This is a genomic window from Microbacterium sp. NPDC089190 (assembly GCF_040701795.1).
Classification (GTDB): Bacteria; Actinomycetota; Actinomycetes; order Actinomycetales; family Microbacteriaceae; genus Microbacterium; species Microbacterium galbum.
The window spans coordinates 360,064-382,187 of sequence record NZ_JBFBHF010000004.1; the positions used below are offsets into that span (position 1 = coordinate 360,064).

Below are 22,124 nucleotides of genomic sequence, written 5' to 3' on the forward strand. Positions count from 1 at the left end.
TCACGAGGCGGGAGGTGCGCAGATCGCGTTCTGGGCGATGCTGTCGCGCATCTGCTCGGCCGTCCAGGGCAGGCCCGCCTCAGGCAACGTCTGTCCCTGCGCGGCGGGCGCCTTCGAGGCGATCGCCGCGAGTTCCCACGCCAGCCACGCGCCGGTGAGCTTGTTTCCACCCGAGTTGTTCAGCACCACCGCGACCGACATGCCGCTCTGGGGATCGGCGAAGGCGGCAGTCATGTAGCCCGGCGTCCACCCGAACTGCCCGATGAGCGAACCCGCCTGGAACGTGCCGCCGGCGGCGGTGAACCACGACGGCTGGTCGGGGCCCACGGGCACGGGGGCGGCGAAGCGATCGCTGTCGGCGGGCAGGAGAGCCTTGGTGGCGAGCGCCTGGGCGTATCGACCGAGATCGCCGATGGAGGTGACGGCCCCGGCGGCCGCGCCGCCGTAGCTCGACGACATCTCGGTGAACTCGACCGGGTCGGTGCAGTTCCACGCGCCCTCGGCATTCGGCTGCGACCAGTACCCCGGCAGCGAGGACGGGCCGGGGGTCGCCGGGGCGGGCGCCGGCAGCGACGTCGACGAGAGGCCGAGCGGCTGCGTCACACGCTCCGCGATCAGGGTGGAGAGCGTCTCGTTCGTCGCCCGCTCGGCTGCGAGACCGGCGATGAGGTAGTTGGTCGCCGAGGTTCCGTAGGCGTCTCCGGGCGCGTTCAGGCGCGGGCGCGCGATGCCGTAGGCCAGGAGTTCGCGCGGGTTCCACACGCGGTCGGGGTTGGCGAGCACCGTCGCCTCCAGAGTGGCGGTGTACGAAGCGAGCCCCGACGTTCCGTCGCACAGCTCGCGCAGGGTGATGTCGTCGTAGCCGGGGAGATTGCTGACCCACTTGTTGATCGGGTCGCTCATCGCGACGGTCCCGTCGGCCGCGAGACCGTACAGGATGTCGCAGGTCATCGCGCCGGTCACTTCGGTGGCACGGAAGGAGAGATCGCTGGTGACCTCCGCGCCCCCGGGGCCCTGCGTTCCCACGCCCGAGACCCACGTGCCGCTCCACGGCGCCCACACCCCGACGATCGCTCCGGTCGAGCCCGTCGCGGTCATCGCCGAAGTGACGGCATCCTGCAGTTCTGCGACCGTGGCCTCGGGCAGAGGCGCGTCGACCTGCGCCGGGACGTCGATCGACACCGACTGCTGCGCCGTGCAGCCACTCAGCGCGAGTGCCAGTGCTCCCGCGCTCGCGATCGCGATGGCCGCGGAACGACGCCATCTGGCCATGTGGATACCCCCAGCACTTCCGCACGCGGACACGCGTACGCTCCCTCGATTCAAACACACGGGACCTGAGCGCAATCGCCCCTTGCACCGCCCGCCCGTCACGTCTGCATCACGACTGCGTGGTCTGATCGGAACTCGGGCCGCCTTAGGGGTTAGGTCAGCCTAAGTGAATGCGTATGATGGCCGCATGAACGCCGTGGTCCCGTTCTCCCTCGCCCTGCGCGAACGCTCCAGCAGCGCGCACTCCTCGAGCGAGTGCGATGGGTTCATGACCGACCTGCTCACCGGTGCCGGCACCCGCGACGACTACATCGCCCTCATCGCCCAGCACTGGTTCATCTACGCGGCCCTCGAAGACGCAGCCGTGCGCATGCGCCTCGACCCGGTGGCATCCGTCTTCCTCCGCGATCGCACCTCGCGACTGCCCGCGCTCGAGGCGGATCTGGCGTTCCTCATCGGACCGGAGTGGCGCGAGAGCATCCGCCCCCTGCCGACGACGCAGGCCTACGTGTCGCGCATCCGCCGCGTCGCCGCGACCTGGCCGGGCGGTTTCGTGGCGCATCACTACACGCGCCTGCTCGGCGACCTCTCGGGCGGACCATCGATCGGCCGTCTCATGCAGCGCCGCTTCGGCTTCGAGACCAACGGCATCGGATTCCTGCTCTTCGGCGACATCGCCGACCCGCGCGCCTTCAAGAGCGTCTACCGCGAACAGCTCGACACCGCCCCCTGGGACGACGACGAGAAGGAGCGGGTGATCGCCGAGGTGCTGGTCGCCTATCGGTTCACGACGGAGCTCTTCGCCGACCTCACGCGCGCCAAGAGCGCGCACGTCGCCTGAGGCTCACGCCTTCGCCGCCTCCTGGCGCGACAACCACGCCTGCTTCATGAACCGACGGACGTCTTCGTCGACGCGGATGTCGCTCGGGCGCAGCGACCGCGACAGGTAGAGCCCGTCGAGCGAGGTGAGGCGGCTGAGGGCGACGTAGGTCTGCCCGGGGGCGAACGCGCCGGCGCCCAGATCGACGACGGCCCGGTCGTACGTCTTGCCCTGGGACTTGTGGATGGTCACGGCCCAGGCGAGACGCAGCGGGAACTGCGTGAACTCCGCGACGATCTCCCGCGAGAGGTTCTTGGTGCCCGGGTCGTACGCATAGCGGTACCTCTCCCAGACCGCGGGCTCGACGTCGTGCTCGACGCCGTCGACCTCGACGCGCACACTGTCGCCCGCGATGCGGGTCACGGTGCCGATCGTGCCGTTGACCCACCGGGGGGCCTCGCCGAACTGCGCACCGTCGTTGCGCAGGAACATCACCTGAGCGCCGACCTTGAGCGTGAGCTCCATCTCGGCGGGGTAGTTCGCCTCGCCACGGCCGAAGTCGCCCGAGATCTCGGCGTTCGCGGTCTGCGTGCGCCCGATGAGCTCGTCGAGGTGCTTGCGGTTGATGGTGTTGACGCGGTCGTTGCGGGTGGCGAGCGTGATGATCGGGTGCTCGCCGTCGGCCGGGTGCGGCGGCGTGCGGGCACCGGCGGCGTTCAGGATGCCGGCCATCTCGGCCGTCACTCGTCCGTAGCGCACGGCGTTGAGCAGCTGCTTGAACCCGGGGTCGGACTGCCGGTGGATCTCGACGAGCTCGTTGACGTGCAGGTCGGCACCGTGCCGGCCGATGTCGATCAGCCCGTCGGTGGCGGCCTCGCCGGACCAGACCTTGGCGTCGAAGAACCAGAACGAGCGGTAGTGGTCCTGGATGTAACGCGCCTCATCGCCCCGCGGCGGCACGGGCGCCAGCTGGTAGGGATCGCCGAACATGACGATCTGCGTGCCGCCGAACGCCTCCGATCGACGACCGCGAGCTTGCCGGAGCGAGCGGTCGATGGCATCCATCAGGTCGGCGTTGACCATCGAGATCTCATCGATGACGAGTGTGTCGATCGCGTTGAGGATCTTGCGGGTCGCGTCGTTCTGGTCGATGTCGCCGTTCGCGATGAGACCGATCGGCAGGCGGAAGAGCGAGTGGATGGTCTGGCCCTCGACGTTCAGCGCCGCCACCCCGGTGGGCGCGCAGACCGCGATCTGCTTCTTGGTGTTCCACGCCAGGTGCTGCAGCAGCGTCGACTTGCCGGTGCCGGCGCGACCGGTGACGAAGACGTGCTCGCGGGTGTCCTCGATCAGCCGGAACAGCGCCTGCTGCTCGGCGGAGAGGGGCGGCGTGGTCACCGGTTCATGCTAGTTCGCGCCGCGCGCGGCGGCGGGCGCGGTGTGGAACGCGGCCGTCGCACCCCCGCGCGTCCGCCGCGTTCACGCCGGAGCGGATCCGGATGCCACGGCGACCGGGCCGCCCGCGGGCCCGGCGTCGCCGACCGGGCCGCCCGCGGGCTCGGTGCGGCCGACGGGCCCGCCCATCGGCTCCGTTCGGCCGAGGAGCCAGCGCGCCTGTCCCGACAGCACGTCGCCGACGTGACTGCGGAACCGGGGGCACTGCGTGATGTCGTGCGAACGGCACCGCAGAGCGTGCTCGGTCATCGCGCGCGCCTGGGCGATGTCGGCGGCGCGACGGTCGAGCTCGGCGATGTGCTCCTCGAGCACCCGGTGCCGGTCGGGCGCTCCCTCGTCGAGCAGCACCCGGATCTGCTCGAGCGAGAGCCCCGCCGCCTTGTTGCGCAGGATCACGGCGATGCGCACGATGTCGTCCTCGTCGAAGCGGCGCCGTCCCGCTGCGTCGCGCGCGGGTTCGAGCAGGCGCTCGTCCTCCCAGTGGCGGAGCACGTGGGTTTCGAGCCCGAACCGCGCCGCCGTGGCGCCGATGGATTCGCCGCTTGACTTCATGTCGACATGAAGTCACACGATGGATCCGAATGCAAGCGGAAGGAGCTCATCGTGTACGACGCGATCATCATCGGAGGCGGCCCCGCGGGACTGCAGGCGGCCCTGACCCTGGGGCGCATGCACCGCCGCACCCTGCTGCTGGACTCGGGCGAGTATCGCAACGCCACCGTGCGCCACGCCCACAACCTGCTCACCAACGACGGCCGCGACCCGGCCGAGCTCCGGCGCCTCGCCCGCGCCGAGATCGCCGCCTACGACACGGTCGAGACGAGGGATGCCGTGGCCACCGACGTCGCCTCGGTCGAGGGCGCCCTGCGGGTCGTCGTCGACGGCGAAGAGCACCGGACGCACGCCGTCATCGTCGCGACGGGGGTCGCCGACGAGCTCCCCGCGATCCCGGGACTCGCGGAGCACTGGGGCGACACCGTCGCCAACTGCCCGTTCTGCCACGGCCACGAGTTCGCGGGGCGCCCGGTCGCCGTCGTGAACGGGTCCGACCACGCGTCGGCTCTCGCCCGCATGCTCGAGCCCGTGGCATCCGAGGTCCACGTCGTCGACCCCGCCGCCGTGCGCGAGGTCGTCGGACGACCCGGGGGCCTGCGGCTCGACCTGGACGACGGCTCCGAGCTCGAGGTCGCGGGGGCGTTCGTCGCCCCGACCTGGCGGCCGCGCGGTGATCTCCTCGAACGGATCGGCGTGCAGCGCCAGGACTCCGGCGCCGTCCGCACCGACCCGTTCGGCCGCACGAGCGTCGAGGGCGTGTACGCCGTGGGCGACATCGCCCAGCCCGACCATCTGCCCGGGCCCCTCTTCTCGCTGGCGGCGGCGATCGCCGGAGGGCAGCTCGCGGCGGTCGCCGTGGTGCAATCGCGGGTCGCACTGTAACGCGCGCGGCACCTGCCCAGGCGCGCTTCCTACACTGGAGGCGTGGACAACGCAGGCGGGGGCCCCGCGACGCCCAGGGGCGTCAGCGGCGCGCGCACGCGCCTGCGCCGTGAGATCCCCGCGATGATCCTGGTCGCCGTCCTCCTGATCGCCGCCCTCGGCGCGGGGGCCGCCTCGCTCTATCGGGAGTTCTACAGCCCACGCGCCTTCGTGCTGCACTACCTCGAGCTGCTGCAGGAGCACCGCACAGCCGAGGCGTTGGCGGTGCCGGGTGTCGCCGTGGATTCCGCCGAACTGGAGGCGCGCGGACTCCCGGCCACCGCATCCGAGGCGCTGCTGCGCCCCGAGGCCCTGACGACCGTGACGGATGCCACCGTCACCGACGAGACGGTCGATGGAGACCAGGCGCGGGTCACGGTGTCCTACACGACCGGCGGGTACTCCGGCACGACGACGTTCGCGATCGAGCACGACCCCGGCGAAGGCGTGCTCCCCCGCTGGCGGTTCGCCCGCAGTCCCCTGTCGGTCATGGAACTGAACGTCGGGGGGTCGATGCGCTTCTCGGTGAACGGCTTCGAGGTCGACAAGCGGCAGGTCTCCATCGACGGGGCGGATGCCGACCCGTCCGCCGACGTGCCCCTGCTGGTGTTCTCACCCGGTCTCTACTCCGTCGCCGTCGACACCGCGATCTCGGCGACCCCGGGGGTCGCCGTGCTCGCCGACGCGCCGCTCGTCGGCATCCCGGTCGAGGTGCAGGCCGAGCCGACGGAGGAGTTCATCGGCGTCGTTCAGGACCGCGTCGAAGGATTCCTCACCGCCTGCGCCGAGCAGAAGGTGCTGCAGCCCACCGGGTGCCCCTTCGGTTTCACCGTGCGCAACCGCATCGACGGGGCGCCGACGTGGTCGATCGTCGAGCAGCCGGTCGTGACCGTGGTTCCCGACGGTGCCGGATGGCGGATCCCCTCGGCCAAGGCGGTCGCACACATCGACGTCGAGATCCGCTCGATCTTCGACGGCAGCGTCCGCACGGTGGAGGAGGACGTGCCGTTCCGCGTCGACGGTCAGATCACCGTGCTCCCCGACGGCACCGCATCGATCCTCGTCGGCGGCTCCGCCGACTGAGGCGGACCGATTACCCTCCGCGCGGAGCCGACCCCGCGGGTGCGGGTCAGTTGCCGCCGCGCGCGGCGACCCGCGCGTCGCGCTCCGCAAGGCGGGCGAGCTCTTCGTTGTAGGCGTCGAGTTCCAGGTCACCCACGCGATCGACGTGACGGTCGCGACGCCGCTGCTGGCGCTCGTCGCTGCGACTCCACTGGATGGCCACCGCGATCGCGAGGATCAGCGTCGGGATCTCCCCGACCGACCAGGCGACGCCGCCCCCGACGTACTGGTCCTGCAACGGAGTCGCTCCCCACGTGCGTCCCATCGCGCCGAACCACTCCGCGACCATGAGGCCGGAGTTCATCATGATGGCGATGCCGAAGAAAGCGTGCATGGCCATGACGGCGATGAGCACGAGCAGACGCATCGGGTAGGGCAGCCGGTAGGGGACGGGGTCGATCCCGATGAGGCTGAGCACGAAGAGGTACCCGACCACCAGGAAGTGCGCGACCATCCAGATGTGCCCGACGTGGTCGTAGAGCGACCAGCGGAAGAGGTCGGTGTAGTAGAACGCCCACAGCGACCCGATGAACAAGCCTGCCGCCACGTAGGGGTTGGTGAGCACCGTCGCGACCGGGTTGTGCACGGCCCACAGGATCCACTCGCGGCCGCCGCGGGTGCCGTCGTCGCGCTTGCGGATGGCGCGAGCCGCCAGCGAGACCGGCGCCCCGGCGACCAGCATGAGCGGGATCGCCATCGACAGCAGCATGTGCCCGATCATGTGCATGCTGAACAGGTAGTCCTGGTAGACGTTCACCGGTCCCGAGGTCACCCAGAACACCCCGAACATGCCCAGGCACCACAGCACCGTGCGGTAGATCGGCCACGAGTCGCCGCGCCGCAGGAGTCGCCAGACGCCGGCGAGGTAGAAGAACAACCCGCCCACCACGACGAGCGTCCACAGCAGGTCGACGTTGTACGCGGTGAACCAGCGCTCGAGGGTCAGGTCGGGCGGCAGCGGGCTGCCGGTCAGCACCTCGGCGGGCGAGGTGCCGACCAGCGACGCCTCCCCGGGAGGAGGGGTGCGGGCCAGGGCGGCGGCGATGCCGCTGGCGACGCCCATGAACACCAGCTCGAGAGAGACGACGCCCCAGAAGCGCCGCGAACCGGGCTCGTCGGCCATGCGCGCGATGAGGCGACGGCGGTACCACGCGCCGAGCACGCCCATCGCGATCAGGGCACCGACCTTCACCAGCACGAGGACGCCGTACGCCGACCACAGGTTCTGCAGGCCCTGGAGACCGATCGAGGCGCGGACGGTGCCCGAGATCGCGACGACGATGAACGCGACGAGGGCGAGCGACGAATAGCGCAGCAGCGTCGTCTGCAGCTGCGGCCGCGTCATCGCGGGACGCAGCACGACGAGGAGCACGAGGCCGCCGAGCCAGACGGCGGCGGCGACGATGTGCAGCACGAGGGAGGTGACCGCCGCGTCGTGGCTCGTCTCGGCGCCGGTGTGGCCCTGCGTGCCCATGGGGATGAGCGACGCGAGCGCGGCGATCGCCACGAGCATCGTCGGGATCCAGGAACGCACGGCGAAAGTCAGCACCGTGAGCACCGCACCGGCGATGGTGGTGATGAGCCACGCCTGCCCCACGGGGCTCTCGACGAGGAAGCGCCCCAGCTGCTGACCGAACACCGCATCGAGCGTGGGCTTGGCGTTCAGGACGTTGAGGAAGGTCAGGTATCCGGTCGCGGCGGCCGCGACCGTGAACACCGCGGCGCCGATCGAGGCCGTGTCGAGGGCGATCTCGAAAGGACGCTCTCCGGCCTTGAGGGCGAACAGCGCGAGCACGAGCGAGCCGACCATGGTCGCGGCCGCGAGGTTGACGGCGACCGTGGCGATGGGGAGCCCCCACCGCACGACCGGACCGGGATCGGCGAGCTGGGGTGCCGCCGCTCCCCCGCCGTACGCGAGGCCGACGACGACGGCGATCAGCGAGACCACGATCAGGATGACGGGTCCCGCCACGCGCAGCAGTCGGGGATTCACCTTGCCAGCCTACGTCGCGCGGGGACGACGAAGGGGGGATGCCGCTGGCATCCCCCCTTCGATGGTTCGGTGTCGTCTTACTTGACGGCGGCCTTGAGCTTCGAGCCCGCGGTGACCTTGACGCGCTTGCCGGCGGGGATGGAGATCTCCTCGCCCGTCTGCGGGTTGCGGCCCGTGCGAGCCGACGTGGCGACCTGCTCGAAGGCGATCCAGCCGGGGATCGAGACCTTGCTGCCCTTGGCGACCGCCTCGGAGACGGTGGAGAAGAGGGAGTCGAGCACGCCCGACACGGCGGACTGGCTCTGCCCGGTCGCGCTGGCGATGCTCGCGACGAGCTCGGTCTTGGTGATGGACTTGTCGGCCATGTGGTTTGTCCTCCAGGCGACGACGGATGTCGCCTCTCGTTACGCGGACGAGGAGGAATCCTCCTCGGTGGTCGGGAGACCGCCTCGACAGTATCAACCGAACCGCGGAATTACGCGGATTCTGTCGGATTTCGCCCCGATCTGCGCGGCGTGTCGCCGTCGTTCGGCTCCCGACCGACGGCGTGAGGCCGGTCGACGACGTCGAGCGCAGCCGGTCGATGCCGCGGCCAGGCCGTCCCCGTCACGGACGAGGCGACCCCGCCGACCTTCTCGGGTGAACTGTAGTGCGAACCATCGGGCCCGCCCCGAGCTCTCACGAGTCACCCGGATTCGCTGTGGAACGTGCGAAGTACGATGTCAGCGACCCAATCCGCGGAAGCCACCGCGCGATCGGATGAAGATGTCGGGTGAGCTGAGCCCGGGGGTGTGGGGATGCCGAGCACGCAGACGTCCATCGACGCGCGCGCCGCACTGCGCGCCGCCGTGAACGCCACCGCGTTGCGCCTCGCACCGGGGCACGGTCTCCCCGATCCGCGCCACCTCTCCCTCCTGTCGGAGGTCGAAGCCCCGGCGTCTCCCCGCGTCTGGGCCGATTCGAGCGCTCGCGCGCTGTCGGCGATGTTCGCGGCCCGCGCCCGGCGCGACGCCCTCGGCGACGGCGCCGCCCTCGTCTGGCGCTTCTTCGACGGCACCCGGCTGATCCGACCGGCCTCGCTGTCGATGGAGGCGCGCGCGGTCCTCCTGGCCGGCGCCGGCGAGTACCTGTGCGCCGTCGGGCTGCCGCAGGTCGCGGTGCGCTTCGGCCGTGAGGCTCAGCTCTTCGCCGACAGCGACGCGACGCGCTTCTACGCCCTCACGGTGACGGCGCTGGGGTTCGCCCTCAATGGGGAGTACACCTCCGCCGACCCCGCCATGGATGCCGCCTCCGCGCTGTTCCGAACAGGCGGATGGGCCGAGGAGGAGTCGTCGTACCTTCTGCTGCTCGCCGACTCGCTGGTGGCGGCCGCCCGCATGGACCATCTGCGCTTGCGCGGGGTGGCACGAGAGCTCGAGCGCGTGCACCCGACGGACCCGTACTCGCGATACTCGGCCCGGGCGATCGACGCGATGGGCCGGCTCATCCACGGCGAGCACGCCGCCGGTCTCGCCGCCTGTCAGCAGCTGCTGCACGGGAGCGAACGCAGCATGAGCCACCGCTTCATCCGCGACTTCCTGCTCTGCATCCGCTCCGACATCATGCTCGCGCAGGGGCAGTACGCCGAGTCGCTCGCCTCGCTCTCCACCGCGGAGAGCCCGGAGGGGCACGGTATCTGCTTCGCCATGCAGCGCGGCGGCGCACTGCTGCTTCTCGGCCGAGAGCGGGAGATGCTCGCGGAGACCGAAGCGTGCGCGGCCTCCGACTCCGACCACTGCCTGCGGACGCTGACACCGCTGTTGCTGCGGAGGGCCATCGCGTTCCATCGCCTCGGTGACGACCGCCGCGCCGCCCAGAGCATGGAATCGGCTCTCCTGCTCATCGCGCACACGGGGAATTCGATGACCCCGTTCATCATGCTCCCCCCGGAGGAATGCGCCGCGCTCGTCGACGCCGCGGTCTGCACGCACCCCGAACTCGCCGAGACCGCCGCGTACATCCGCACGGCCCTGGCCTCGGTCGGCGCCCCGGTCGAGGCGCCCCGGTTGGCGGACCACCTGCACGGCTTCACTCCCACCGAACGCGCGCTCGCGGAGCTGCTGCTGACGCCTGCCGGCCTCGCCGACATCGCCCGCACGCGCGGGGTGTCGTTGAACACGGTGAAGAGCCAGGTGCGGTCGATCGACGTCAAGCTCGGCGTGGGCGCGCGCAGCGCCGCCGTCGTCGAACTGCGGCGCATCCTGGCATGAGAACGACGAAGGGCGGGGCTCCTCTCGGAACCCCGCCCTTCGTTCGTGTGTCTGGTGCTTACCAGGACGACTTGGTCACGCCGGGCAGCTCGCCACGGTGCGCCATGTCACGGAAGCGGACGCGCGAGACGCCGAACTTCGTGAGGACACCGCGGGGGCGGCCGTCGATGACGTCGCGGCTGCGCACGCGCGCGGGCGACGCGTTGCGGGGCAGCTTCTGCAGACCCACGCGGGCGGCCTCGCGGGCCTCATCGGTCGCGTTGGGGTCGACCAGGGTCTTCTTCAGCTCGGCGCGCTTCGCGGCGTAGCGCTCGACGACGACCTTGCGCTGCTCGTTGCGCGCGATCTTGCTCTTCTTAGCCATGTGCTTAGCGCTCCTCTCGGAAGTCGACGTGCTTGCGGACCACGGGGTCGTACTTCTTGAGCACGATGCGGTCGGGGTTGTTGCGGCGGTTCTTGCGCGTCACGTAGGTGTACCCCGTGCCGGCGGTCGAACGCAGCTTGATGATCGGACGAACGTCCTGAGCCTTCTTCGCCATTACAGCTTCACGCCCTTCGCCTGCAGGTCACGGACGACGGACTCGATGCCGCGAGCGTCGATGACCTTGATGCCCTTCGCCGAAACGTTGAGCTTGATGTTGCGACCCAGCGACGGAACGAAGTAGGTCTTCTTCTGCACGTTCGGGTCGAAGCGGCGCTTCGTCCGGCGGTGCGAGTGCGAGATGTTGTGACCGAAGCCGGGAACCGCTCCAGTCACCTGGCACACTGCTGCCATGGTGATGTCTCCTTCTGTACCGTGACACCGGACGGTGCCACCCAAGATCCCTTGTCTGCACCCCGTCTGAACACGACGGAAGGCCGGGATCAGAAGGAGGGATGCGAACTGCGTGCTGGAGTGCGCGCAGACAAGGGGTCAGTCTAGCACGGCGTGTCGCCTTGACCTGATCCGGTCATCGAAGCGGGGCCGTGGCTCGACAGGCTCAGCCACCTCACCGGGTCCCTGAGCCCGTCTCAGCGACCGGACCCATGCCCGCCCCACCCAGGTCCCTGAGCCCGCCGAAGGGACCGGACAGGGCGCCGGCTCTCTCAGCCACCTCCGGCGGCGGCCTCGGCGGCTCCCCGTCCCCAGCGGAAGGCCGAGACGGTGGCATCCCCCTCGATCCAGAAGCGCCAGGGGAACGCGGCGGTACCGGCCATGCCGGCCACGCCCACGCGCGGTCCGGTCGCCACGGCCACCGGCGGCGTCTCGGGCAGGTACAGGCGCGCCCGCGCCCCGGCGCGCTCCTGCCCCGTGACCGCGTCGATGCCGTCGTGGAGGGGATGCCGGAGCCCCACGGCGTCGCCGAGACGACCGGGACCCCGCGCGAGGTCGCGGGGCGTGCGCACCGCGCCCCGACGTTCGAGACGGCGCCGCTCGGCGATGTCCGCACCCTCGACGATCTCGCCGCCGCGCAGCAGCACTCCACCGGCCACACCGTCGGGCCCGCACACCACGTTGACGCAGGAATGGATGCCGTGACTGAGGTAGACGTAGAGATGACCGGGCTCTCCCCACATGGTGGCGTTGCGCGGCGTGGGCCCCATCCGGGCGTGGGACCCCGGATCGGGACGGTCGCCCGTTCCCCGTCCGTGATAAGCCTCGACCTCGGTGAGACGCACGACGACCCGCTCCCCCGCGACGACGGTCTCCAGCCGTGCGCCGAGCAGCCGCGGAGCGACCTCGGCCGGCAGGGCGGTGAGATCGGCGCGGGTCGCCGCACGCATCACTGCGGCGGGACCTGGCACCACGACAAGTCGAAGCCCTGCAGGGCCACGACCTCCTGGCCGGTGTCGACCTCGACGAGGTGCGTGAGAAGACGCTGCGGGAGCGGCAGCTGGTAGCGGTCGAAGGGGTTGTCGACCGCCCGGGGGGCGATGAGCACGGCGGCATAGCGCCCGCTCGGCGAGACGCAGGTCTGCAGCACGGTGTCGGTGCCCGGCACGTCCAGCAGCTGCCGCACGGCGCCGTCGGTGTCGACGTGCGCCACGATGGTCGAGCGCGAGACGCCGTCGGAGCTGATGTCGGCGAAGGAGCGGATGGTCCCCGCGCCGGCACCCGGCACGGGGGTGGCCCGACCCGCGAGACCCGGCGGGTCGACGGGGTCGACGAGCCCCTGCTCGGAGCCGTCGGTGAGGTTGATCTCGCGGATGCCCTCGAGCCGCTCGACGACCGCCACCGACGATCCGCGCGCGATGCCGTCGATCGACACGGCGCTGCCGAGAGGGGCCGCGTTCCCACCCTGGGCGTCGGTGAGCAGGAGGCGCGAGTCGAAGGTGAGCACGAGCATGCTGTCTGTGTCGGGAACGAACCGGTAGTCGGCGATGCGCACGTCGCCGCCGTTCAGCCCCACCTCGGTGGGCGGGGAGTCCTCGGCGGCCGACGCCGTGAACAGGCGGCTCTCGCGTCCTCCCGCCGCACTCAAGTCGGCATCCGAGAAGGTGAAGCCGATGCGCTCGCCCCGATCGGCCGACTGCAGGTTCGTGACGAAGCCCGGCCCCGGCAGGGCGATGTCGCGCTCGTTCTTCCCGTCGGGATCGGTCACGATCACCCGGGCGGTGTCACCGTCGCGCACCGAGATCACGAGATGGTTGGCGGTGGCGCGGAAGTCCTCGATGTGCGGGTGGACGAAGACGGGGAGCCCGGCCTCGCCCTCCAGGTCGGTGCGGAAGATCGTGTCGCCCTCGGGAGTCCCGCGCTGCATCAGGTAGGCCTGCAGCGGCGGCGTGCGGAAGGTCTCGGTGAGGGTCGAGGCGGGCCCGGCTCCCAGTCCGTTCACCCCGTTGACGGTGATGCGGTAATCGGTGTCGTCGCGCAACGGGAGCGTGAAGCGCACACCCACGCTGCGCCCCGAGGTGTCGACGGTGAAGGGCGTCGCCGGCTCGACCTCGACCTGCGAGGGGTCGACCGTCTCGAGCGACTGGGTCGTGGTGAGGATGACGCGCGACCCCGAGGCGGCCACCGCAGCGGCCGGGTCCACCTGCACGTCGGTGACGCGCGGCCCCTGCGCCACGGCGAAGATCCCGCCCACCCCGCCGACCACGACCAGGCCCACCAGCACCGCCGCGAAGGCGACCGCGAACCTGCGGCCCCGGCGCGTGCGGGCACGCGAACGTCGGGACTCCCCCGCCCGCCGGGCGTCAGTACTCATACGGGTCCGCCGGCTCGTCGATCGCGGCGACCTCGTCGGCGTGCACCTCGAGCGTGCCGTCGCCGCTCGAGCGGACGGTGCCCGTGACCGTGACCCACTGCCCGGTCGAGGGCGCGTCGACCGCCGCGGCGATCGGCAGGCGGGCGGTCTGCGCGTCGATCACGCAGTGCGTGATGACCAGGCGCGTGAGGTCGAAGGTGGCGCCGTCGCCGCCCGGGGTGATGAAGCCGGTGAGGGTGACCGGCTTTCCGTCGAAAGTCTCGGGGTTCGTCGCGTGTGCGAAGACCGCCGACCAGTCGCCGATGCCGAATTTCGACGTGTCGCCCGAGGCGGCGAGGGTCACGACGTCGGAACCGGCGAACAGCGGAGGGGCCCCCACGTCGCGCGAGACGGCGAGCTCGGCCGACAGAGACGCGGCCGGGGTCAGCAGCACGGCGATCACCGCGCCCGAGGCGAGGACGCCGCCCGTGAACGCGGCGATCCCGCTCGGGGTCAGGCGGGGGCGCGCGGCGAGGTGGTCGTGCGCGGCGTGGTCGTGATCGTCCAGGGCGTCGCTGTGCTCGTGGTCGGCGTGCGCGAAGGCCTCGCGGCGCGCGGAGGCGGCCGCCGGCGCGTGCCCGTGCTCGTGGTCGTGGCCGTGGTCGGCTTCGGCGCCGAGCGGCAGCGCGAACGAGGCGATCGCGCCGACGAGGGCCACGATCGACATCCCGACGGCGAACCAGGCCGAATCCGGATTGATGTACAGCGACATGCGGCCGGTGACCCAGAGCGTGATGGTGGTGACCGACAGGCACGCGGTCAGGCCCACGCCGAGCCAGCGGGTCGCGAGAGCGCCGGTTCTAGACAAGGAGGTTCACCACCGTTCCGAGCGCGAAGGCGAAGAGCACGACGACCACCGTCATCCCCGCCAGGACGCGGGTCGTGAAGGTCGTGCGCAGCAGCGCCATCATCTTCAGGTCGATGATCGGGCCGACCACGAGGAAGGCCACGATCGACCCCGGGGTGAACGTCGAGGCGAACGAGAGCGCGAAGAACGCGTCGACGTTCGAGCACAGCGACACGACGAGGGCGAGCACCATCATCGCGGCGATCGACAGGGCGGGGTCGGAGCCGATGGCCAGCAGCGCGCTCCGCGGCACGAGCACCTGCACCGCCCCGGCGAGGAGCGACCCGATGATGAGCGCCGGCATGACCGACCGCAGCTCGACGACGAACTGGGCGAGCGTGCGACGTCCGCGATCGCCGCGCTCCTGCACGACGATCTCGCACGTTTCGAGGAACCGCTCCGTGAGCAGCTTGTCGGGATCCGGATGCCGGCTGTACAGCCACCCGATGAGGTTGGCGACGAGGTATCCGCCGATGAGGCGCGCGACGAGGATGCCGTCGCTGAAGCCGAACGCGGCGTGCGTGGAGATGATCACGATCGGGTTCACGATCGGCGCCGCCACGAGGAAGGTGAGGGTGTCGCTCACCCCGAAGCCGCGCATGAGCAGTCCGCGGGCGAAGGGCACGTTGCCGCACTCGCACACGGGGATGAACATGCCCAGCAGCGACAGCACCGCCCGGCGCGCCCACGGCGCGCGCGGCATCCATCTCTCGATCGCCCCCGGCGGCACCCAGACCTGGACGATGATCGAGAGCACCACGCCCAGGATGACGAACGGCAGCGACTCGATGAGCACGCTCAGCGCGAGGGTCAGGCCGTCCTGCGCGCGGGTGGGCAGGGGCTGCGAGAAGAAGGTGGGCGCGAGCGCGTCGACGAGGAACAGCGCGGTGACCACGACGACACCCAGGCCGAGCGCGACGAGGGTGCGGGAGCCGCCCGAGCGGGGGGCGGCGGAGCGCCGACGGGTCGACGGCGCGGTGCGACTACTCGTCGCCACGCTCGCGAGCCCGGGCGCGGGCGCAGTCGGTGCAGATGCCGAAGATGTCGACGACGTGCTCGGCCTCGCTGAAGCCGTGCTGGGCGGCCGTGCGCTGGGCCCACTCCTCGACGTCGGTCGCCGCGATCTCGACGGCCTTGCCGCACGATCGGCAGATGAGGTGATGGTGGTGACCGCGGGTCTCGCACGCGCGGAACAGGTTCTCGCCGTCGGGACTCTGCAGCGAGTCCGCATCGCCCCGGGCGGCGAGGCCGGCGAGGGTGCGGTAGACGGTGGCCAGTCCGATGCCGGTGTTCTCGTCGCGCAGGGTCGCGTGCAGCGACTGCGCGCTGACGAAGCCGCCGGCTCCGGAGAGGGCTTCGCGCACGCGCTCGCGCTGCCACGTGTTGCGCTGGACCATGCCGGCGAGTCTAGCGAGGGGTTCGGTGAATCGGCTGGGTGCTACAGCGCACGGGTCGTGCGATCGCGGCGCGCGCCGATCACGCGGCACACGAGGTAGATCGCGAACGAGATGGTGGTGATGTACGGGCTCACCGGCAACGTGCCCGCGACCGCGAGCAGCACCCCGCCCACCGCCGAGACGAATCCGAACAGCGCTGCGAGCACCGGCACCGACAGGGGCCCGGATGCCACCCGCATGGCGGCCGCGGCGGGGGTGACCAGCAGCGCCATCACGAGCAGGGCGCCGATGATGTGCACCGCGACGGCGACGATCAACCCGAGCAGCAGCATGAATCCCAGCGACACGGCGGTCGTGGGGACGCCGCGGGCGGCGGCCGATTGCGGGTCGAGCGAGTCGAAGCGCAGCGGGCGCCAGATCAGCAGCAGCGCGACCAGCACCGCGACGCCGATGACGACCAGCCACCCGAGCTGTCCGCTCTGCACCGACACGATCTGGCCGGTGAGCAGGCTGAACCGCGTCGCGCTGCGCCCGTTGTAAAGCGAGAGGCACAGGATGCCGACGCCCAGGCCGAACGGCATGAGCACGCCGATGATCGAGTTGCGGTCGCGCGCGCGGGCCCCGAGCAGGCCGATGAGCGCAGCAGCGATCAGGGAGCCGACGATCGACCCCGACACGACGTCGACGCCGATCAGCAGCGCCACCGCGGCGCCGGCGAAGGAGAGCTCGCTGATGCCGTGCACGGCGAAGGCCATGTCGCGCTGCATCACGAAGACGCCGATGAGTCCGCCCACGAGGCCCAGGACGGCACCGGCGTAGACGGAGTTCTGCACGAGCTCGAGGATCGCGCCGTACTGGCTCACCCCGCCGAACAGGGCGTCGCCGACGTCGGACCAGTTCATGCGTCGTCCTCGTCGTGGTGATGGTGGTGGGAGTCGTCGGCATCCGGAGCTCCGACGACGATGAGCTGGTCGCCCGCCCGCACCACGTAGACCGGGGCGCCGTAGAGCGCGCTCAGCGTCTCGGTCGTGAGCACCTCGTCGGGGGTGCCGAGCGTGAAGCGACCGTGGGCGATGTAGAGGATGCGGTCGACCCTCGACAGCACCGGATTGATGTCGTGGGTGACCAGGAGCACGGCGGCGTCGCGTTCGCGTCGGTGACGGTCGATGAGGCGGACGACGGCCTGCTGGTTGGCGAGGTCGAGACTCGTGAGCGGCTCATCGCACAGCAGCAGGGCGGGGTCGTCGGCGAGGGCCTGGCCCACGCGCAGCCGTTGCTGCTCGCCGCCGGAGAGCAGCCCGACCGGGCGGTCGGCGAACGCGGTCGCCCCGACGGCCTCGAGCAGCTCGTCGACGCGGGCGCGGTCCTTCTTGCGCGACAGCGGCAGGCCGAGCCGGTGTCCGTCGACGCCGAGACCCACGATGTCGCGCCCGCGCAGCGGCGTCTCGCGCGGGAGCGGCCGCTGCTGGGGGATGTAGCCGATGCGACGGTTGCCGGCGCGGCGCACCGGCACGCCCAGCGCCTCGATCGAGCCGGCGCTCAGCCGCTCGAGTCCGAGGATCGCGCGCAGCAGGGTGGTCTTGCCCGAGCCGCTGGGCCCGAGGACGGCGACGAGCTCGCCGGGCTCGACCTCGAGATCGAGCCCGGCCCAGAGCTCGCGTCCGCCCCTCTCGAGGGCGGCGCCGTGGATGCGCAGCGGGGCCGCTGCGCTCACGCGCCCAGCGCGTCGCTCAGCGCCGTGATGTTGCTCTGCATCCACGAGATGTAAGTCTGACCCTCCGGGAGCGTTTCCGTGAATTCGATCACCGGGATGTTCTTCGCCTTCGCCTCGTCCTCGACCTGCGTCGTCTCGGCGCCGCCGGTCTGCGGGTTGACGATCATCACGCGGACCTCACCCGAATCGATCAGCTGCAGCGATTCCAGGAGCGTCGCCGGGGGGACGTCCTGGCCCTCCTCGACCGACTCGCTGAACTCGTTCGGGGTCGCGTTGTCGAGCCCCGCCGCCTCGATGAGGTAGACCGGCACCGGCTCGGTCACGAACACCTTGGCCCCGGCATCCTTCGCCTCGATCTGGGAGAGGGAGTCCTCGAGCCCGGCGATCTGCTGGGTGAACGCCTGGGCGTTGGCGGTGAAGTCGGCGACGTGGTCGGGCGCGAGCGCACCGAGCTCTTCCGCGATGGCCGCGGTGAGGTCTTCGATCGTGTGCGGGTCGTACCAGACGTGCTCGTTGAAGCCCTCGATGTGGTCGTGGCCGTCGCCCTCGTCGTGCGCGTGGTCGTCGGCGCTCTCGCTCGGCGCCGGGGTCGCGCTGTCGTCGTGCCCCTCGGCGCCGGGGTAGTCGTGGTTGTACTCGACCGCCGTGAGCACGGGAACCGAGGTGCCGCTGGCCTCGATGAGCGACTCCATGAAGGCGTCGTAGCCCGCACCGTTCTCGATCACGAGCCCCGCGTTCTTCAGCGTGAGCTGGTCTTGCGCACTCGCCTCGTACTCGTGGGGGTCCTGCGACGACGAGGTGATGATCGACTGCACGTCGACGAAGTCGCCGCCGACGGCCTCGGCGATCGAGCCGTAGACGTCGGTGGATGCCACGACGGTGACCTTGCCGCCGGAGTCGGCGGTCGAGCCGGTCGAGGTCGAGGTGCCGGCGCAACCGGCGAGGGCGAGCACGGACGCCGCGCCGAGGACGACGGGGGCGAGAAGACGACGGGTCATGAAGACACCGTATCGCTGCTGATAATCGTTCTCAAACTCAGGGGCCAGGCCATAGCGGCTTTTCAGGAACCGCGTCGGCGAGACCACGGCGGCGGTGCTCGAGGGCCCGCTCGGCTTCCACCGGGAAACGCAGCCACGTCGCCTCACCCGCCGCGATCGGCGACGCGGCGCCCACCGCGGTCTCGGACCTGCGGGCCGAGGTGCAGACCGAAGCGCTGCGGGCCGAGGTGCTGCCGGCCGAGGCGCCGCGGGGCCGACGTGCACCGGGCCGGCCCGGGCGCCTCAGCGGCCGCGGGTCCTGCGCTCCCGCCAGGCCCGCCACGCCCCGGTCGACCACAGAGCCCAGATCACCAGCAGGGGCTGGAAGAGCAGTCGGATACCGCGGGCCAGGTCGGTGTCGAGGCCGAAGGCATCGGTACCGCGGACGAACTGCTCGATGTTGCCCGGGAAGATCGCGACGAAGAAGGCGGCCACGATCCAGCCGACGACGACGCGCCGACGGCGGAGGATCGCGAGGGCGAGTCCGAGCGCGATCTCGACGATCCCGGATGCCACGACCGTGACGTCGACCGGGAGCGGCAGCCAGGACGGCACCTGGGCGACGAACTCGTCGCGCGCGAACGTGAGGTGCGCGGTGCCGGCGAACACGAGTGCCGCACCGAGCAGCCAGCGGGCGAGGGTGCGGGGCAGGCTCATCTGTCGAGGGTAGGCGTGCCCGGGTTCGCCGTGCTCACCACCCGCCGCGGCCGCTCCCCCCTGTTGAGTGTCCGAGACATGCCGCGCACGGGGCGTACCACCGGCGTTTCCTGGACACTCGACAGGGTGAGGGCTGTCGGGGCTTCGCTGGCGCCCGCGTCAGCGCCGCAGGATGCGCTGGGCCAGGGTGTTGCCGAGCAGCTGGCCGGCCTGCACGATCACGACGATGATCGCCACGGTCACCCAGGTCGCCTGCTGGTTGAACTGCTGATAGCCGTAGATGATCGCGAAGTTGCCGAGGCCGCCGCCGCCGATGTACCCCGCCATGGCCGACATGTCGACGACCGCGATGAACATGAAGGTGTACCCGAGGATGAGCGGGGCGAGCGCCTCGGGGATGACGACCCCGAACAGGACGCCGATCCGGCGCGCGCCCACGGCGCGCGCCGCCTCGACGGTTCCCGGATCGACCGCGACGAGGTTCTGCTCGACGACGCGGGCGATCACGACCGTGGCCATGATCGTGATCGGGACGATCGCGGCATCCGTCCCCAGGGTCGTGCCCGTCACCGCGCGTGTGACCGGAGCCACCGCGGTGAGGAAGATGATGAACGGGATCGGACGGATGAGGTTGATCACGAGATTCGCGACGAAGAAGACGACGCGGTTCTCGAACAGGTTGCCCGGCCGCGTGGCGTACAGGAGCGCGCCGATGACGAGTCCCGCGACGCCCGCGATGAGCAGCGAAAGCGCGACCATGTAGACGGTCTCGCCGATCGACTGCAGCAGCACCGGGGTGAGGGTGTCCCACTTGTTCATGCGGATGCCTCCGCCGCGGGAAGGACGACGTCGGTGTGCGCGCGCAGCTCGGCGACGACGGGTGCGAGATCCTCGGCGTGCACGCGATAGGTGAGGGTACCGAGCTGCTTGCCGAGCACGTCGGTGACCCCGCCGTAGACGACGGAGTGACGCGCGCCGTGGCGGTGGAACACGGCCGAGACGTCCTCGCTCGAGAACTCGTTGACCTCGACGCTCACGAGCGCGCCGCCTCCCGCGGCGAGCGCGGACAGGGCCTCTCCGCTCGGCACGCCCTGCGTCACCGCGGCGACGAAGCGCTTGGTCAGGTCGGCGCGGGGGTGCGCGAAGACGCGGTAGGTGTCGCCGCTGTCGACGACGCGGCCGCCGTCCATCACGATCACCTGGTCGCACAGCTCGTGCACGATCGAGATCTGATGCGTGATGACGACGATCGTGATGCCCAGGCGCCGGTTGATCTCGCGCAACAGATCGAGCACCTCGGCCGTGGTCTGCGGGTCGAGGGCGCTCGTGGCTTCGTCGGCGAGCAGGATCTGCGGGTTCGTCGCGATCGCGCGCGCGATGCCCACGCGCTGCTTCTGCCCGCCCGACAGGCGTCGCGGGTACTGCTTCGCCTTGTCGCCGATGCCCACGAAGTCGAGCAGCTCGGCCACGCGCTCGTCGCGGTCGGCCTTCTTCCAGCCGGCGACCTTGAGCGGGTAGGCGACGTTCGCCGCGACCGTGCGCGAGGTGAAGAGGTTGAACTGCTGGAAGATCATGCCCACACGGCGCCGCAGGTCGCGCAGCTTCGCCTCGGTGGCATCCCCGACGTTCACGCCCAGCACCTCGACGGTGCCCGAGGTGGGCTTCTCGAGACCGTTCAGCAGACGCACGAGCGTCGACTTGCCCGCGCCGGAGTATCCGATGACCCCGACGATCGACCCCTGCTCCACGCTCACCGTGACGTCGTCGACGGCGTTCGTGGAGGAGCGGCGATCGCTGCGGAAACTCTTCGTGACGCCCCGCAGCTCGATGACCGAGGTCATCCCTTCTGTGCCTTGAGGGCGTCTTCGAGGCTGGTGAGCTCGTCCTGCAGCTGCGCGCCCGTCCACTCGGTCTTGAACTGCAGGTTGCCCTGGTTCAGCTCGGTGACCGCCGACTCGACCTCGGGCGAGTGGTACGCGGCGACGAGCTTCTCCCAGCGCGGGTCGTCCTTCTTGTCGTCGCGGGTGACGAAGGCGTTGATGTAGGGCGCGAGCTGCGGGTTGTTCAGGTCTTCCTTGAAGATGATGAGCTCGTCGCCGAGCCCGCCCTTCTGCGCCTGCGTGTTGTTGACGATCGCGGCCTGCGCGCTGCCGTCCTTGAGCGCGGTGACGGTCTGGTTCGTGTCGACGGGCAGCAGTTCGACCTTGGAGGTGACGATGTCGGCCGGGGTCGAGAGGGCCGTCCCGCCGTCCTTCAGCGTGAGCAGCCCCGCCGTCTGCAGGTTGAGCAGACCGCGAGCGAGGTTCGTCGGGTTGTTCGGGATCGCGACCTTGGCGCCCTCGGGCAGGTCCTTCACGTCGGTGTACTGCTCCGAGTACAGAGCGAGCGGGTACACCGCGGTGGCGCCGACCGGCACGAGCGAGCCGTTGTTCTCGACGTTGAACTGCGAGAGGTAGATGAGGTGCTGGAAGAGGTTCACGTCGAGCTCGCCGTCCTGCACGCCCTGGTTGAGCTGCACGCCGTCGTTGATCGTGCGCACCTCGAGGTCGATGCCTTCGCCTGCGAGCTTCTGCTTCAGCACCGTCCAGTGCGCCTCGTTGCCGTCGTCGGCGCCCAGCACGATGCGGGAGGAGTCGTCGGAGGATGCCGCTCCCCCGGCGCACCCGGTGAGGGCGAGGAGGAGGGCTGCGGTGGAGGCGCCGAGGATCGTGGCCAGGCGCGGGGTGCGGTGCGAAGTCATGACACCACGTCAACATGCCCCCGCGCGAGGCTCAAACCGGACCGTTACGGCCCGTAACCGGTCGTCATACGGCGTCATCGATTCGACGGATCGCGCGCTCGGCGGCATCCCCTCGCCG

At 70.7% G+C, this 22,124-nt stretch carries 24 protein-coding genes; 4 read left to right on the forward strand and 20 right to left on the reverse strand.

What is annotated here, in order from left to right; translation table 11 throughout:
- On the reverse strand, nt 1-1,272 hold the full coding sequence (locus AB0230_RS15090; RefSeq protein ID WP_366376599.1) for a serine hydrolase domain-containing protein: 1,272 nt from the start codon (nt 1,270-1,272) through the stop codon (nt 1-3).
- A gap of 187 nt (nt 1,273-1,459) precedes the next feature.
- On the opposite strand from AB0230_RS15090, the gene AB0230_RS15095 reads away from it, so the two are divergent.
- The gene (locus tag AB0230_RS15095; protein WP_363577187.1) at nt 1,460-2,113 is read left to right on the forward strand and encodes a biliverdin-producing heme oxygenase; all 654 of its coding nucleotides are present in this window, start codon (nt 1,460-1,462) and stop codon (nt 2,111-2,113) included.
- A 3-nt stretch (nt 2,114-2,116) separates the two neighbouring features.
- Here AB0230_RS15095 and AB0230_RS15100 read toward each other — a convergent pair whose 3' ends face one another.
- The gene (locus AB0230_RS15100) at nt 2,117-3,490 is read right to left on the reverse strand and encodes a DEAD/DEAH box helicase (RefSeq protein ID WP_366376601.1); all 1,374 of its coding nucleotides are present in this window, start codon (nt 3,488-3,490) and stop codon (nt 2,117-2,119) included.
- A gap of 81 nt (nt 3,491-3,571) precedes the next feature.
- Nucleotides 3,572-4,099, reverse strand: coding sequence for a MerR family transcriptional regulator (locus AB0230_RS15105; RefSeq protein ID WP_366376603.1), 528 nt, complete (start codon nt 4,097-4,099; stop codon nt 3,572-3,574).
- Between the two features lie 51 nt (nt 4,100-4,150).
- On the opposite strand from AB0230_RS15105, the gene AB0230_RS15110 reads away from it, so the two are divergent.
- The gene (locus AB0230_RS15110) at nt 4,151-4,984 is read left to right on the forward strand and encodes an NAD(P)/FAD-dependent oxidoreductase (protein WP_366376605.1); all 834 of its coding nucleotides are present in this window, start codon (nt 4,151-4,153) and stop codon (nt 4,982-4,984) included.
- 42 nt (nt 4,985-5,026) lie between these two features.
- Nucleotides 5,027-6,106 (forward strand): hypothetical protein, encoded by a 1,080-nt coding sequence (locus AB0230_RS15115; protein WP_363388638.1) that lies wholly within the window; start codon nt 5,027-5,029, stop codon nt 6,104-6,106.
- A 46-nt stretch (nt 6,107-6,152) separates the two neighbouring features.
- Here the strand turns inward: AB0230_RS15115 and AB0230_RS15120 are convergent, their stop codons facing one another.
- Nucleotides 6,153-8,138 carry a cytochrome c oxidase assembly protein gene (locus AB0230_RS15120; protein ID WP_363577193.1) on the reverse strand — a complete coding sequence of 662 codons (1,986 nt, stop codon included), beginning with the start codon at nt 8,136-8,138 and terminating at the stop codon, nt 6,153-6,155.
- A gap of 77 nt (nt 8,139-8,215) precedes the next feature.
- Complete coding sequence (locus AB0230_RS15125) at nt 8,216-8,503, reverse strand: HU family DNA-binding protein (RefSeq protein ID WP_013584778.1); 288 nt, start codon at nt 8,501-8,503, stop codon at nt 8,216-8,218.
- A gap of 432 nt (nt 8,504-8,935) precedes the next feature.
- On the opposite strand from AB0230_RS15125, the gene AB0230_RS15130 reads away from it, so the two are divergent.
- Nucleotides 8,936-10,387: a helix-turn-helix transcriptional regulator gene (locus AB0230_RS15130; protein ID WP_366376608.1), complete on the forward strand. Its 1,452-nt coding sequence runs from the start codon at nt 8,936-8,938 to the stop codon at nt 10,385-10,387.
- 58 nt (nt 10,388-10,445) lie between these two features.
- Here AB0230_RS15130 and rpsN read toward each other — a convergent pair whose 3' ends face one another.
- The 15 genes from rpsN to AB0230_RS15205 all read right to left on the reverse strand — a co-directional run bounded on the left by rpsN (nt 10,446) and on the right by AB0230_RS15205 (nt 22,006).
- Nucleotides 10,446-10,751, reverse strand: coding sequence for a 30S ribosomal protein S14 (gene rpsN, locus AB0230_RS15135; protein ID WP_022878196.1), 306 nt, complete (start codon nt 10,749-10,751; stop codon nt 10,446-10,448).
- A gap of 4 nt (nt 10,752-10,755) precedes the next feature.
- Nucleotides 10,756-10,926, reverse strand: coding sequence for a 50S ribosomal protein L33 (gene rpmG, locus AB0230_RS15140; RefSeq protein WP_013584775.1), 171 nt, complete (start codon nt 10,924-10,926; stop codon nt 10,756-10,758).
- Nucleotides 10,926-11,162: a 50S ribosomal protein L28 gene (gene rpmB / locus AB0230_RS15145; protein ID WP_055832508.1), complete on the reverse strand. Its 237-nt coding sequence runs from the start codon at nt 11,160-11,162 to the stop codon at nt 10,926-10,928. Before rpmB ends, rpmG begins: the two co-directional genes overlap by 1 nt.
- Before the next feature lie 311 nt (nt 11,163-11,473).
- Nucleotides 11,474-12,151 carry a DNA-3-methyladenine glycosylase gene (locus AB0230_RS15150; protein WP_366376777.1) on the reverse strand — a complete coding sequence of 226 codons (678 nt, stop codon included), beginning with the start codon at nt 12,149-12,151 and terminating at the stop codon, nt 11,474-11,476.
- Complete coding sequence (locus AB0230_RS15155) at nt 12,151-13,575, reverse strand: hypothetical protein (protein ID WP_315994231.1); 1,425 nt, start codon at nt 13,573-13,575, stop codon at nt 12,151-12,153. The genes AB0230_RS15150 and AB0230_RS15155 overlap by 1 nt, the downstream gene beginning before the upstream one ends.
- Nucleotides 13,565-14,422, reverse strand: a complete 858-nt coding sequence (locus AB0230_RS15160; protein WP_315994230.1) for a DUF1980 domain-containing protein — start codon at nt 14,420-14,422, stop codon at nt 13,565-13,567. Before AB0230_RS15160 ends, AB0230_RS15155 begins: the two co-directional genes overlap by 11 nt.
- A complete protein-coding gene (locus AB0230_RS15165) occupies nt 14,415-15,458 on the reverse strand; it encodes a permease (protein WP_366376612.1) in 1,044 nt (347 codons plus the stop codon). Before AB0230_RS15165 ends, AB0230_RS15160 begins: the two co-directional genes overlap by 8 nt.
- Nucleotides 15,445-15,858 carry a transcriptional repressor gene (locus AB0230_RS15170; protein WP_076673009.1) on the reverse strand — a complete coding sequence of 138 codons (414 nt, stop codon included), beginning with the start codon at nt 15,856-15,858 and terminating at the stop codon, nt 15,445-15,447. The genes AB0230_RS15165 and AB0230_RS15170 overlap by 14 nt, the downstream gene beginning before the upstream one ends.
- 41 nt (nt 15,859-15,899) lie before the next feature.
- On the reverse strand, nt 15,900-16,760 hold the full coding sequence (locus AB0230_RS15175) for a metal ABC transporter permease (protein ID WP_363388624.1): 861 nt from the start codon (nt 16,758-16,760) through the stop codon (nt 15,900-15,902).
- Nucleotides 16,757-17,572: a metal ABC transporter ATP-binding protein gene (locus tag AB0230_RS15180; RefSeq protein WP_366376615.1), complete on the reverse strand. Its 816-nt coding sequence runs from the start codon at nt 17,570-17,572 to the stop codon at nt 16,757-16,759. The genes AB0230_RS15175 and AB0230_RS15180 overlap by 4 nt, the downstream gene beginning before the upstream one ends.
- Entirely contained in the window at nt 17,569-18,570 is a 1,002-nt protein-coding gene (locus AB0230_RS15185) for a zinc ABC transporter substrate-binding protein (RefSeq protein ID WP_366376617.1), read from the reverse strand. Before AB0230_RS15185 ends, AB0230_RS15180 begins: the two co-directional genes overlap by 4 nt.
- A gap of 282 nt (nt 18,571-18,852) precedes the next feature.
- On the reverse strand, nt 18,853-19,266 hold the full coding sequence (locus AB0230_RS15190) for a hypothetical protein (protein WP_366376619.1): 414 nt from the start codon (nt 19,264-19,266) through the stop codon (nt 18,853-18,855).
- 159 nt (nt 19,267-19,425) lie between these two features.
- Nucleotides 19,426-20,085, reverse strand: a complete 660-nt coding sequence (locus AB0230_RS15195; protein WP_366376621.1) for a methionine ABC transporter permease — start codon at nt 20,083-20,085, stop codon at nt 19,426-19,428.
- The gene (locus tag AB0230_RS15200; protein WP_366376623.1) at nt 20,082-21,107 is read right to left on the reverse strand and encodes a methionine ABC transporter ATP-binding protein; all 1,026 of its coding nucleotides are present in this window, start codon (nt 21,105-21,107) and stop codon (nt 20,082-20,084) included. The genes AB0230_RS15195 and AB0230_RS15200 overlap by 4 nt, the downstream gene beginning before the upstream one ends.
- Complete coding sequence (locus AB0230_RS15205; protein ID WP_366376625.1) at nt 21,104-22,006, reverse strand: MetQ/NlpA family ABC transporter substrate-binding protein; 903 nt, start codon at nt 22,004-22,006, stop codon at nt 21,104-21,106. The genes AB0230_RS15200 and AB0230_RS15205 overlap by 4 nt, the downstream gene beginning before the upstream one ends.
- Nucleotides 22,007-22,124: the final 118 nt, after the last annotated feature.

Bases quoted from the DNA above. Each gene is read 5' to 3' on its own strand.
- AB0230_RS15125 (WP_013584778.1), bottom strand. From the start codon at position 8,503: ATGGCCGACAAGTCCATCACCAAGACCGAGCTCGTCGCGAGCATCGCC.
- AB0230_RS15155 (WP_315994231.1), bottom strand. From the start codon at position 13,575: ATGAGTACTGACGCCCGGCGGGCGGGGGAGTCCCGACGTTCGCGTGCC.
- AB0230_RS15090 (WP_366376599.1), bottom strand. From the start codon at position 1,272: ATGGCCAGATGGCGTCGTTCCGCGGCCATCGCGATCGCGAGCGCGGGA.
- AB0230_RS15190 (WP_366376619.1), bottom strand. From the start codon at position 19,266: ATGAGCCTGCCCCGCACCCTCGCCCGCTGGCTGCTCGGTGCGGCACTC.
- rpsN (WP_022878196.1), bottom strand. From the start codon at position 10,751: ATGGCTAAGAAGAGCAAGATCGCGCGCAACGAGCAGCGCAAGGTCGTC.
- AB0230_RS15195 (WP_366376621.1), bottom strand. From the start codon at position 20,085: ATGAACAAGTGGGACACCCTCACCCCGGTGCTGCTGCAGTCGATCGGC.
- rpmB (WP_055832508.1), bottom strand. From the start codon at position 11,162: ATGGCAGCAGTGTGCCAGGTGACTGGAGCGGTTCCCGGCTTCGGTCAC.
- AB0230_RS15105 (WP_366376603.1), bottom strand. From the start codon at position 4,099: ATGAAGTCAAGCGGCGAATCCATCGGCGCCACGGCGGCGCGGTTCGGG.
- AB0230_RS15175 (WP_363388624.1), bottom strand. From the start codon at position 16,760: ATGAACTGGTCCGACGTCGGCGACGCCCTGTTCGGCGGGGTGAGCCAG.
- AB0230_RS15095 (WP_363577187.1), top strand. From the start codon at position 1,460: ATGAACGCCGTGGTCCCGTTCTCCCTCGCCCTGCGCGAACGCTCCAGC.
- AB0230_RS15170 (WP_076673009.1), bottom strand. From the start codon at position 15,858: ATGGTCCAGCGCAACACGTGGCAGCGCGAGCGCGTGCGCGAAGCCCTC.
- AB0230_RS15205 (WP_366376625.1), bottom strand. From the start codon at position 22,006: ATGACTTCGCACCGCACCCCGCGCCTGGCCACGATCCTCGGCGCCTCC.
- AB0230_RS15150 (WP_366376777.1), bottom strand. From the start codon at position 12,151: ATGCGTGCGGCGACCCGCGCCGATCTCACCGCCCTGCCGGCCGAGGTC.
- AB0230_RS15185 (WP_366376617.1), bottom strand. From the start codon at position 18,570: ATGACCCGTCGTCTTCTCGCCCCCGTCGTCCTCGGCGCGGCGTCCGTG.
- rpmG (WP_013584775.1), bottom strand. From the start codon at position 10,926: ATGGCGAAGAAGGCTCAGGACGTTCGTCCGATCATCAAGCTGCGTTCG.
- AB0230_RS15200 (WP_366376623.1), bottom strand. From the start codon at position 21,107: ATGACCTCGGTCATCGAGCTGCGGGGCGTCACGAAGAGTTTCCGCAGC.
- AB0230_RS15130 (WP_366376608.1), top strand. From the start codon at position 8,936: ATGCCGAGCACGCAGACGTCCATCGACGCGCGCGCCGCACTGCGCGCC.